The organism is Polaribacter sp. 2405UD43-2, assembly GCF_058147125.1.
In genome coordinates, this window is sequence record NZ_JBYVJX010000006.1 from 161284 (window position 1) to 174092 (window position 12809).

Consider the following 12809-nt stretch of genomic DNA (forward strand, 5'->3'; position numbering starts at 1 on the left):
ACAATTAAAAATGAAAATATTTTATAGTGTGCTTTTTTGCACGCTAATATCTGCTGTATCTTATAGTCAAGTATTGCCAAAGACAAAAAAAGATACCCTTAAAGAAAAAACAATAAAATTGGATGAAGTTTTTATCACAGGAAAACTAAAAAAAGATCCTGTTTTAAGTTCAATTGCCAATAAATATGCTAAAAAAGTTGTGCAGCCTAAAAATGTTGCTGATTTATTTAACAACATCAATGGTTTCTCTGTCATAAAAAGAGGAAACTATGCAATAGATCCATCATTTAGAGCTTTTCAATACGAACAATTAAACATTCAATATGATGGTGGTACAAAAGCAATGCACGCTTGTCCTAACAGAATGGATCCAATTACAACACATATTATTCCTGAAGAAGTTTCAAGAATAGAAATTATAAAAGGACCATATACTGTTAGATATGGAGCCATTTTTGGAGGAATTATAAACCTAGTTACTAAAAAACCAAACTATGAAGATTATGGTTTTCACGGTAAAGTTTCTAGTGGTTTTGAAAGCAATGGAAATTCGATGGTAAATTTAGTTGAAATGCAATACATCAACAAAAAATTTGACATTGTTGCCAATGGTGGTTACAGAAACTTTGGGAACTATAAAGATGGTTTTAAAACAGAAATTCCTTCCTCTTTTAAAAGTTCTGATTATGGAATTAAGTTTGGTTACAATTTCACTAAAAACCAACGTTTAAAAATAGATTGGAGACAATCTTTTGGTAGAGATGTTTTACACGCAGCTTTACCTATGGATACAGATTATGATAACAGTAGCATTCTTTCTGTTGATTATAAGATTGATAAAATAGGTGATGTTGTAAAATCGGTTACAGTAAAAGGATACCATAGTTATGTAGATCATTTAATGACCAATAACAACAGACCTTCTTTTATGATGATGGAAGCTGCGTCTGCAGTTGAAGCAACAACAATAGGTGGGAAAATTGAGTTAAACTGGAAACCAACAAAAAAAGCTGATATTTACTCTGGAATCGATTTAATGAATCTTGCAAGAGATGGAGGAAGAACAAGAATCGTTAAGAAAATGAATGGAAATGTATTGCCAATGCCAATGACTTTTAATGATAAAGTTTGGCAAGATTCTTACATAACAGACATTGGTTTATTTACGGAATTAAAATATAGTTTAAGTGATAAATCTATACTAACAGCAGGAGTTCGTTATGACAATGTAACATCAGATATTCAAGACCCAGAAGCAGATTTTGCAGCATTATATAGTTTAAAAAAACGTACAGAACATACTTTAAGCGGAACAATATCTTTAAAGAAAATATTGTCTAACAATTATACTTTAGAAGCTGCATATGGACGTGGAGTTAGAACTGCTAATATGTTAGAACGTTTTATAAATCACTTTACGGTTGGGCAAGATCCTTATGAATATATTGGAAATCCTGATTTAAAAGCCGAAGTTAACAATCAGTTTGAAATTGGTCTAAAAGGAATAGAAGAATTAGAAAATGGATTTGACAGTTTCAAATTTGAAACTTCTGTCTATTATTCTTTTTTCGAAAACTTCATTATTGCCATTGTAGACCCAACAAAAACTAGAAAGTTTATGCCAACAAAACAACCTGTAAATCCAAAAGTTTTTAGAAATTTAGATAACTCTTATAAAACAGGTTTTGAAGCTAAAGCCGTTTTAAACTTTTTAGATTTTTATAACTTTAAATCAGAATTTTATTACGTGTACACTAAAAACAAAGATTTAGACGAATCTTTACCATTAACACCTCCATTTACTACCAAATTTACTTTAGGTTATGAAAAGGAAAGTTTGTGGGCAAATGCACAGTTTAATATGGTTTCTAAACAAGATAATATTTCTGCAAGTTTTGGTGAAACTACTACAAAAGGCTATGAAACTTTAGATGTACGTTTTGGAGGTAAACCTCTTAAAAATGTAACATTAGGTTTTGCTGTTTTAAATGTTTTTGACAAAGGTTATAACAGTCATTTAAACTTTTCATTTACAAATCAAGCAAATTTTGGAAGAACACCTGTAACAGAACCAGGACGTAATTTTTCTGCTTTTTTACAGTATAAGTTTTAATAAAAAAAGAGCGTGTTAGACTTCTAATACACTCTTTTTTTATTTTTTTAGAAACTTAACAAACAATTCCATTTCATCTCTATTATGAAAAGAATTGTAACACTTTTCCATAATTTCTATTGAAAAATTTTCTTCAAAATAAGAAAGAAATTCTTCTTTATTTCCACCAAATGGAAGATGGTCATCATTTAATTTAGCATTAAAAAGTAAACCTACTAGTTTCCCTTTTTTATGCGAATAATTTATAATTCAATAGAATGACAATAATCATTTCCCTACCAACAAAATAGCGTTTATATTTGCAGTATAGTTCAAATTAAAACATTTTTTATGGAAACTTTAGCTGTAGCAAAGAAAAATATTAATGAAAAAGGATTTTTAGACATAGAAACTCCCAACGTTAATTATGTAGACGAAATTTTAAAATTAAAAAAAGAGAAGAATGCTGTTCTTTTAGCACATTACTATCAAATAGATGAAATTCAAGAAATTGCAGATTTTGTGGGCGATAGTTTAGCATTGGCACAAAGAGCCGCTAAAACAGAAGCAGATATGATTGTTTTTGCTGGTGTTCATTTTATGGCAGAAACTGCTAAAATTTTAAATCCTACTAAAAAAGTTTTGCTACCAGATTTATTAGCAGGTTGTTCTTTGGCAGATTCTTGTCCGCCAGAAAAATTCGCAGCATTTAAAAAGAAACATCCAAATCATAAAGTAGTTACATATATTAACTGTTCTGCAGATATTAAAGCATTGAGTGATATTGTTTGTACATCATCAAACGCAAGAAAAATTATTGATTCATTTCCTGAAGACCAACCTTTAATTTTTGCTCCTGATAGAAATTTAGGCGATTATTTAAACAAAGAAACGGGTAGAGATATGTTACTTTGGGATGGAGCTTGCATTGTTCATGAAGCTTTTTCTATGGAAAAATTGATTAAACTACATCAAGAACATCCAGATGCAGAATTAATTGCACATCCAGAATCGGAAGCTCATATGCTAAAAGTTGCTAAATATATTGGTTCAACATCAGGCTTGTTAAATCACGTAAAAACCAGTAAAAAACAAAAATTTATTGTGGCTACAGAAGCAGGTATTTTGTTTCAAATGATGCAAGAAAACCCAGATAAAACTATTATTGCTGCGCCAGCAAAAGAAGATAATACTTGTGCTTGTAGCGAATGTGCTTATATGAAAATGAATACAATGAAAAAGTTGTATTTGTGTTTAAAATATGAATTACCAAGCATAGAAGTTGAACAAGAATTAGCCAAAAAAGCCATAATTCCTATTGAAAGAATGTTAGAACTTTCTAAATAAAAAATTATTTATGAACAGCAACAATAAAATAATTTCTACTGATTTTTTAGTAATTGGTTCCGGAATTGCGGGTTTAACTTTTGCCTTAAAAACAGCAACAAAATTCCCAAAAGCAAAAATTACCATTGTTACTAAAAATGAACAAAGCGAATCTAACACAAAATATGCACAAGGTGGAATTGCCACTGTTTATAACAAAACTGTTGATAGTTTTGAGCAACACATACAAGATACTTTAATTGCTGGTGATGGTTTGTGCGATGAAGAAGTTGTAAAAATGGTTGTTAAAGATGCTCCAGACAGATTACAAGAATTAATTAAATGGGGTACAAAATTTGATAAAAATAAAAAAGGAGAATACGATTTAGGACGAGAAGGTGGGCATTCTCAAAACAGAATTCTACATCATACAGATATTACTGGAGCAGAAATAGAACGTGCTTTATTGGCGCAAGTAAATGCACTTTCTAATATCGATTTTCTTACACATCATTATGCAATTGACTTAATTACAGAACATCAAGTAAAGAAAAAAAGAACAAAAAGAAATTCTAAAATCTCTTGTTTTGGCGCGTATGTTTTAGACGAAAAAAAAGAGGTGGTTAAAACTTTTGCTAGCAAATTTACAATTTTAGCTTCTGGTGGAAATGGGCAGGTTTATGAAACAACCACAAACCCTATTGTTGCTACAGGAGATGGAATAGGAATTGCCTACAGAGCAAAAGCAGAAATCTCGGAAATGGAATTTATTCAGTTTCATCCAACTGCGTTGTATAATCCAGGAGAATATCCTGCTTTTTTAATATCAGAAGCTGTAAGAGGTTTTGGTGCAAAATTAAGAGATTTTTACGGAAATGCTTTTATGCATAAATATGATGAAAGAGAAGAATTAGCATCAAGAGATATTGTTGCAAGAGCCATAGATAACGAACTTAAAAAAAGCGGTAAACCACACGTTTATCTCGATTGTACAAATCTAGATATAAAAAAATTTAAAGACCATTTTCCTAATATCACAGAAAAATGCGCTTCTCTTAATATTGATGTTAGCAAAGATTTTATTCCTGTGGTTCCTGCATCTCATTATATCTGCGGAGGTGTAAACGTAAACAAGAAAGCTAAAACATCAATTAAAAAATTATACGCCTGTGGCGAAGTTACTAAAACAGGATTACATGGAGGTAACAGACTAGCTTCTAATTCTTTACTAGAAGGTTTAGTGTATGCGCATAAAGCTTTTTTAAATGTTTCTAAAAAATATGAAAAAGCAAAAATGCCAGACAATGTTCCTGCTTGGAATGATAGCGGAGTGATTAAAAATATGGAGAAAATTTTAATAACGCATGACAGAAATGAAGTAAAAACAATTATGACCAATTATGTTGGCATTGTTCGTTCTAATGAGCGTTTAAAACGTGCCGAAAAACGCTTACGTGTTTTGTATGAAGACAACAAGCGTTTGTACGACCATTCTGAACTTTCTGTAGATTTATGTGAACTTAGAAACTTAATTACTACTGCCTATTTAATTACGCAATTCTCTAAAAAAAGAAGAACAAATTGTGGTGGATTTTACAGTTTAGATTGTACATAAAAAAAGCACCAGAAATTAATCTGATGCTTTCCAACCAACGCTATTATAATAATTAACTAAAACTATTAATAATAGAAACTAATTTATTTTTTTTGACGATTTTTTTGCATTCCTTTTCCTTTTTCTTTATTGTAATGTTCTTCAAACCATTCTGGTTTTTCAATATCATTATCAAACATATATTCTGAAATTTGCTTTATGGTTTTTTCAGCAAAATGCTGCTTTGGCATTAATCCAAAACGTTTTACTGCGCCAAACATTTTTGCATTTTCTTGAGTTGGATTTTTTATCCAATTTTGCATAGAGTTATTAAATTCTTCTTTGGTAATATTGGCTCTTAAATAATGTTTTTTGATAGCAATCATTGGCGGCGCTATTCTTTCATTATGACTTGTTGTAGGATTATGACAGACATAGCATTTATTTTCCATCAATTTTTTTCCAGGATGATTTTGAGCTTCAGAAACTACTTCTTTTGAACTGTAAGAAGGTTGTTTTTTATTTTGACAACTAAAGAAACCGATAAGTGCTGAAAGAATAAAAAATGAAACGTCCATTTGTTGTAACAAATGTTACAAATCTATCACCTTAATACTGTTTCTATAAAGGCCAATTTTACCTTCATTTTCTAACTTTTTTAAGAGCCTAGAAACTACTACTCTTGAGGTGTGCAAATCTTCAGAAATTTGCTGATGCGTTGTATTTATAACATCATTATGAGTTACCATAGCTTTGTCTTTTAAGTATTTAAAAAGGCGTTCATCCATTTTTAAAAATGCAATGGTATCTACAGCTTCTAAAAGTTCATCCATTCTATTATGATAACTTTGTAAAATAAATGCTTGCCAAGTTTTATAGATTCCTAACCATTCTCCCATTTTTTCTTTTGGTATCAGTAGCAATTCTGTATCTGTTTCTGCTATTGCTCTAATTTTACTTTTAGTTTGCCCTAAGCAACAAGACAAAGTCATAGCACAGGTATCTCCTTTTTCTAAATAATACAAAACCAATTCTTCTCCGTTTTTATCTTCTCTTAAAATCTTTATAGCACCATTTAATAGCAGAGGTATAAACTTAATATAGTCTCCTATCTCTATAATTACTTCGTTTTTTAGAACTTTTTTCGAAGTACCAATTTTTTGAATTTCTTCTATTAATTCGTCTTCAAATAAATACCCAAAGTTGGTTGTTAAATTATTTTCGGTTTTTGACATTTAAGTATATTTTCTATGATTGTATAAATTTAGTAATTAAGAAATTAAATTTAGTTAGTTTAAAATGAAAAATCCGAGTAAAAACTCGGATTTTTATTGACTAACTACTACTAACTCTTCGGTTTCTTATCGCTATTCATTAAGAGAAATATAGCAACAACTAAGCCTACAACAACCAAGGCAAAAACACCAATCATAATGGTACCGTTTGTCCAAGAAACCTGGGGTAAGGTTAAAAAACTCATCTCTTACTATTTTATATAAAAGTAAAAATTACTTAAATTTTAAAGAATGATAAATGTCAGTTTTTTAAAAATTTACATTTAATATGTCTCCACTTAATTGTAATAATTGCAATTCTATCAACTTTGCGTCAAACTTTGCATTGTTATATGCTGTTTTAGAATTGATTAAATTTATTTGCGCTTGTCTAAATTGAATAGATGTAATTTGACCTAATTTAAAACGCTCTGTGCTTCTATCAAAATTATTTTGAGCAGTTACTATGTTTTTCTCTTGTGCTTTTATAATAAATAACTGGTTTTGATAATTCTCCCAAATATTTTTTAAATTATTTTGAATGGTTACTTTTTGTTGCTCTAACAATATTTGCTGATTTTCTAAGGCAATTTTTGCGTTTGCAACTCTTATTTTTGTGTTACCTCCATCAAATAAATTCCAAGATAAACTTACACCTGCATTCAATCCATTTGAAGTTGCACCTGCTAAAAAAGAAGTTGCAGGGTTTTCGCTTTTATTCCAACCGTAAGAAGTATTTAATCCTAAAGAGGGTAAATAATTTGCTTTGCTAATTTTAATATTAAACTCGCTAATGGCAATATTTTTTTCATTTTGTTTTAAAAGTAAATTATTTGCTAAAGTCTTCTGTTGTAAATCTTTAAAATTCATCATTTTAATAAAATCTACATTGGTTTCTACAACATAATTTACATTTTTTTGTATGCCTAAAATTACATTTAAACCACGTTTTGCATTGCTTAATTGTTGGTTTGCATTTATTAAAGTAATACTATCATTATTTACATCTACTTCTGCATTTAACAATTCTAATTTGGTAGATTGCCCATATTCATATTGATATTTTGCACGCTTTAATCTTTGTTTTGAAATGGATAAAGCTTCGTTTAAGTTTGCTTTATTTGCAGTTAATCTCGCAATTTGAAAATAGTTTGTAAACAATTGTAAATACGTGTTTTCTATGGTTTGTTTTGCTTGCAACGCTGTTAAATTATAGGTTTCTTTTAATTGTTGATAATTGTATTTTCTTCCCAATCCATCAAAAATGGTATAATTTACATTTAATGCTGCATTGTACGATTTTGTGACTGCTCCGTTAATACTTGTAGATGTTCCGTCTTGACGATTAATTGTTTGATTATCTCTTCTGTAATTTGCACCTGAAGAAATGGATGCAACTGGCAAAAAACGCGTATTATAAATACTGCTATTGTTTTTAGCAACTTGTAAATTGTTATTCGCTATTTTAATGCCAAAATTGTTTTCTAAAGTAATTTTTAACGCTTCTTTTTTGGTTAAAATTTCTTGTGAAATTCCTTGTAAAGTCAATAAAAAAACGACGACTAATATGCTGTTTTTAATGATCTTCATTTTTATCAAATTTAGATTCTATAATTGCTCTTTCTACTTCTTCTTTTGTAACTTCTCTATTGGTTTTTAACCATTTAATATTCACTTTTATAGCATTAGAAACCGACAACAAAAGTGGCAACATAATTAAAGTTAAAACGGTTGCAATTGCAATACCATAAGCAATAGAAATTGCCATTGGAATTAAAAATTGGGCTTGTCTACTTTTTTCCAATAATAATGGTGCTAAACCCGCAATTGTTGTTAAAGACGTTAAGAAAATTGCTCTAAAACGAGATTGACCAGCTCTAACTAAAGCAGCATCATATTTCATTCCTTCTTTTAAATATTTATTAAATTTACCGATTAAAACCAACCCGTCATTTACCATAATTCCTATTAAAGCAATGATTCCTAAAAAGGATAAAATACCGATTGGAAAATTATGGAAATAATGTCCCCAAATAACACCAATCATACTAAAAGGAATCATAACAATTAACAATATTGGTTGGCTATAAGACCTAAATGTAAACGCAATAACAATATAAATAAGCAGTAAAATAATTGGTCCAACAACACCTAAAGAATCTGTGGTTTTTTTAGCCTGTCTGTTTTGCCCTTCATATAATGGAGATACTGTTGGATATTTTGACAAGATCTCTGGCATTATTCTCGTTTTAATATCCTCTAAAATAACTGTAGCACTAGTTTCTACATCTTTTAAATCTGATGAAATTTGTATTTCTCTTTTCCCTTTTAGGTGATTTATGGCAATATCTCCTCTTTCTATGGTATAATTTGCAATTTCAGAAAACGGTATTCTGGTTCCGTTTGGAGCTACAATGCGCATATCATCTAAATTCTTTATAGAAGATCTGTCTTTTTTACTATAACGTACCCAAACTTTTATTTCATCTTGTCCACGTTGAAAACGTTGAGCTTGAAATCCGAAAAAACCATATCTAATTTGCGCCATAATAGTTTGCAAATTCAATCCTAATAAATAAGCATTGTCTTTTAAAGTGATTTTTATTTCTTTAATTCCAGCAGGATCATTGTCTGTAACATCTTTTAAAAGCTGATTGTTTTCTAACGCTTGTTTTAACTCTTGTTTGGCTGCTTTTAACTCTTTTATATTATTTCCTAAAAGAGAAACAGCAACAGGTCTTCCGCCAAAATTACCACCAGAACCAAAAATTAAACTCTCAACTCCATATACTTTTCCTACTTTTTCTCTAATAGAGTTTGTTATTTGAGGTGATGAAAAATCTCTAGATTCACCAGGTAATAAATTTACCGTTAATGTAGCGTTTGCACTTCCAGGACCAATTCTTTTAATTACATTTTGCACAACTTGCTCATTACCAGATTGTTTTTTTGTAAATTCTGTATTTGTTAACCAAACTTTTTCTTCGATAAAAGAAATGATAGAATCTGTAATTTTCTCGTTTGTACCTTGTGGCATATTTAACGTAATCTGAATTCTATCGCTGGCAATTCTTGGAAAAAATGAAGTTTTAACAATACCCGCATCTATTGCTAATTTGCTAAAAATTAAAACGGCAATAGGAATTGAAAATGCAAATATTTTATTTTTTAAAGAAAATTTTAAAAACGGAACATAATAATTATCTCTTAATTTTGAGAGTGCAACATCTGCAATTTTGTTTACTTTATTAAAAAAAGCATCTACTGCATTTTTCTCTTTACCATTTTCTAATCTTTTTCTATCTAAAGCTTTAGAATGGGCAATATGAGCAGGTAAAATGATTAAAGCTTCTATTAAAGAAACACTTAGTGTTAATAGTACAATTGTAGAAACTTCGCCAAAGAAACTTCCTATTCTACCATCCACAAAAAAGAAGGTTGAAAAAGCAATAATCGTTGTTAAAATTGCTGATACAATTGGTGGAATTACTTCCATTGTTCCATCAATAGCAGCTTGGATTTTCGATTTTCCTAAATCGTAATAATGATGATAAATATTTTCTCCTATCACAATTCCATCATCTACCAAAATACCAATAACAATAATCATCCCAAAGAGCGATAAAACATTAATGGTAACACTAAACTGAGCTGCAAAAATAAACATCCCAAAAAATGCAATTGGCAACCCAAAAGCAACCCAAATTGCCAAACGTAGGTTTAAAAATAATGCTAAAAAAAACAACACTAATAAAATACCAACCATCCCATTTTCTATCAATAATTTTGTTCTTCCTTCTAAAGTGATTGAAGAATCACTAGAAACATTTAATTGTACATTTTGTTGTTCTTGATTAAATTGATGAATGTACTCTTTAATTTTATCTGCGGATGAAATTAAGTCTTCACTATTGGTGTTGCTTACAGTAATATTAATGGCTAAATTACCATTGTAGTACAATCTATCTGGGTTTTCTGACCAAATATCTTTTACAACAGCAACATCTTTTAATCGAATAATGGTTCCATTGGGTTGTGTTCTAACAATTAAATTTTGCAGTTCTACACCGTAATATGAACGATTGTTAGCTCTAATTAAATAATCTTCTTGAGGCGTTTTTATATTACCTCCTGTAATTAATAAATTAGAGTTTCTAATGGCAGTTGCAATTTCTGCAAAAGACAAATTATAAGCTCTTAGCTCGTTTTCTCTAACTGCAATTTCAATTTCTTCATCAGGAAAACCAGAGAGTGCCACTTGCGAAATACCTTCTATACCTCTTATATCATTTTCTACTTTTCTGGCATATTGTTTTAAAGATGTAAGCGATACATTTTCTCCACTAACCGTAAAACTAATAGTGGGTCTAATACTTTCTACTTTTGCAATTACAGGAGGTTCCATACCAGAAGGAAAAGACGGAACTCTATCTACCGCATTTTTTACATCCGATAAAACAACATCAATATTTTTTCCTTTTTCTATCTCTACATTTACACTTGCAGCATTTTCTCTAGAAATAGATGTAACTCTTTCTACACCCACAATTCCTTTTAAATTATCTTCTATTTTTAGTACAACACCTTCTTCCATTTCTGTTGGCGAAGCTCCAGGATATACTAAATTAATTCTAATTAATTGTGAATCTACCAAAGGAAAAAAGGACGATTTCATACTTAAAGCTCCAACTAAACCAAAGGCTAAAAAAGCAAAAATGATAACATTTACAGCTACATGATATTTTATAAAATAAGAAATGATTTTTTTCATAGCCTATTGCTGTTTATTGATTTTTACAATCATTCCATCAAAAGCACCAGGAAGAAGTTGTGTTAAAATTTTGTCGTTATTGTTTAAACCTTTAATAACCACTGTTTCTGAACCAAAATAAACCGGATTTACCTTTACCAAACTTAAAACACTATCATTTTTAACCGTGTAAACAGCTTTATTAGCTACCAATAATTTTCTAGAAATTTCAATAGCTTCTGTTTCTGATTTTGCTATTAAATTCGCTTCTAAAAACATTCCTTCTTTTAAATCTGGATGTTGTACATCTATATACGCTTTTATGGTTTGAGAAATTTGATCTACCTTACCATTTACACGAACAACTTTACCTTTATAACTTTTTGTTTTTTCTGAATTAGAAAGCGATACAGAATTACCCACTTTTAATAAATCTGCAAATTCTGAATTTATAGAAACTTCCATTTCATAAACTCTTGGATCAATAAATTCGCCCAATTTTTGCCCTGCTCTAACTAAGGTTCCTGGGCTTACTAACGCTTCTGTTAAAATACCTGAAAATGGCGCTCTAATTTGATGTTTTGAAAAACGAACTTCTAAATTCTTAACATTGTAATAGACTGTTAAAATACCTCTACCGCTTATAAAATATTTTTCTTTATCTGAAGAAAATTTAGGCAATTTTGGAGTCGGCTTATTTATCTCAAACGCTTTTAAATAGCTTTCCCATTTTTTAAATTCTGTTGGATAATCTAAACGTAAATCTGGTAAAATTGCAGTAATTAGGTTGTATAAATTACTTTTTTGAGATTGTAAACTCGCAGTAAACTCATCGCTATTAATACTTAATAAAGTTTCTCCTTTCGTATAATTTGTTCCTGCTTTAAATAATTTTCTAGACGGTTTTAAAACTCCTTGAACTTCAGAAAAAATTGCAATTTTGTTTTTAGCCATTAAGTTACCGCTTGCAGATAAAATAATAGGAATTTCTTTGTTTTCAATATTTTCTACAAATACTGTTTTTATTTGTTTTTTAAATTTTGGTCTCGGTTTTTGATTTTTTTCAATTAAATATTTTCCTAAAAAGATGGCTCCAACAATAGTTAAAACACCAAGAATAGCGAGTATTGTATTTCTCATAATTGTTTAAAATGATTCAATTTTAGTATTAAAGTTTGATTGTATTTTTTTTAATGTATTTATAATTTGTTCTTTTTCTTCTTTAGAAATACTTTGTTCGATATCTGTTATCATTTTTTTAATTACAGGATTGGCTTTCAGAAAGGTAGCTTTTCCAAAAGAAGTTAAATACACATTATTTACACGTTTATCTTTTATACTCTGTTTTCTTTGGATGTAATTTTTTCTTTCCATTTTAGAGAGTAACCGTGTTAAAGAAGATTTATTTCTTAAAGTTAAAAAAGCTAATTCATTCTGATTTAATCCATCCTTATCATGCAATTTTTTTAAGACAATCATTTGCTCTTTGGTTAAATCTAATTGGTTTTCTTTTAATGATTCTTGCAAAAAAAAATCTAAAACTTTTACTGTTTTGCCTAACCAAGGACCTATTGAGTTTTCAAAATCTATGTATGTTTCTTTACTTTTCACAAAGCAAATATATATTAAAAACTTCAATTAGTTGCACATGCAACTAATTGAAGTTTTCTAAAAAAAATGACTTAAAATGATAAAAATCTTAGTTAGTTATCTTACAACTAACTAAGATTTAATTGAGGGGGATAGAATTAGGTCTTTAAATTCTTGTTACAA

General features: G+C 29.4%; 10 protein-coding genes. 3 read left to right on the top strand and 7 right to left on the bottom strand.

The genetic code is table 11. The annotated features are described in order from the left end of the window. Window positions 1-10 precede the first annotated feature (10 nt). From ACY2RX_RS09980 to nadB, 3 genes are all read left to right on the top strand, one after another. On the top strand, window positions 11-2113 hold the full coding sequence (locus ACY2RX_RS09980; protein WP_490103833.1) for a TonB-dependent receptor domain-containing protein: 2103 nt from the start codon (window positions 11-13) through the stop codon (window positions 2111-2113). Between the two features lie 330 nt (window positions 2114-2443). Further along, entirely contained in the window at window positions 2444-3439 is a 996-nt protein-coding gene (gene nadA, locus ACY2RX_RS09985) for a quinolinate synthase NadA (RefSeq protein WP_490103834.1), read from the top strand. A gap of 10 nt (window positions 3440-3449) precedes the next feature. Beyond that, entirely contained in the window at window positions 3450-5033 is a 1584-nt protein-coding gene (nadB, locus tag ACY2RX_RS09990; protein WP_490103835.1) for an L-aspartate oxidase, read from the top strand. 83 nt (window positions 5034-5116) lie between these two features. Here nadB and ACY2RX_RS09995 read toward each other — a convergent pair whose 3' ends face one another. From ACY2RX_RS09995 to ACY2RX_RS10025, 7 genes are all read right to left on the bottom strand, one after another. Continuing rightward, window positions 5117-5590 (bottom strand): c-type cytochrome, encoded by a 474-nt coding sequence (locus tag ACY2RX_RS09995; protein ID WP_490103836.1) that lies wholly within the window; start codon window positions 5588-5590, stop codon window positions 5117-5119. 15 nt (window positions 5591-5605) lie between these two features. Further along, window positions 5606-6247 carry a Crp/Fnr family transcriptional regulator gene (locus ACY2RX_RS10000; protein ID WP_490103837.1) on the bottom strand — a complete coding sequence of 214 codons (642 nt, stop codon included), beginning with the start codon at window positions 6245-6247 and terminating at the stop codon, window positions 5606-5608. A 110-nt stretch (window positions 6248-6357) separates the two neighbouring features. Further along, window positions 6358-6492 carry a hypothetical protein gene (locus ACY2RX_RS10005; RefSeq protein ID WP_490103838.1) on the bottom strand — a complete coding sequence of 45 codons (135 nt, stop codon included), beginning with the start codon at window positions 6490-6492 and terminating at the stop codon, window positions 6358-6360. Between the two features lie 64 nt (window positions 6493-6556). Continuing rightward, complete coding sequence (locus ACY2RX_RS10010) at window positions 6557-7876, bottom strand: TolC family protein (protein WP_490103839.1); 1320 nt, start codon at window positions 7874-7876, stop codon at window positions 6557-6559. After that, window positions 7863-11057, bottom strand: coding sequence for an efflux RND transporter permease subunit (locus ACY2RX_RS10015; RefSeq protein WP_490103840.1), 3195 nt, complete (start codon window positions 11055-11057; stop codon window positions 7863-7865). Before ACY2RX_RS10015 ends, ACY2RX_RS10010 begins: the two co-directional genes overlap by 14 nt. Before the next feature lie 3 nt (window positions 11058-11060). After that, window positions 11061-12176 (bottom strand): efflux RND transporter periplasmic adaptor subunit, encoded by a 1116-nt coding sequence (locus ACY2RX_RS10020; protein WP_490103841.1) that lies wholly within the window; start codon window positions 12174-12176, stop codon window positions 11061-11063. Window positions 12177-12182: 6 nt separating this feature from the next. Further along, the gene (locus ACY2RX_RS10025; protein WP_490103842.1) at window positions 12183-12647 is read right to left on the bottom strand and encodes a MarR family winged helix-turn-helix transcriptional regulator; all 465 of its coding nucleotides are present in this window, start codon (window positions 12645-12647) and stop codon (window positions 12183-12185) included. Window positions 12648-12809 lie beyond the last annotated feature (162 nt).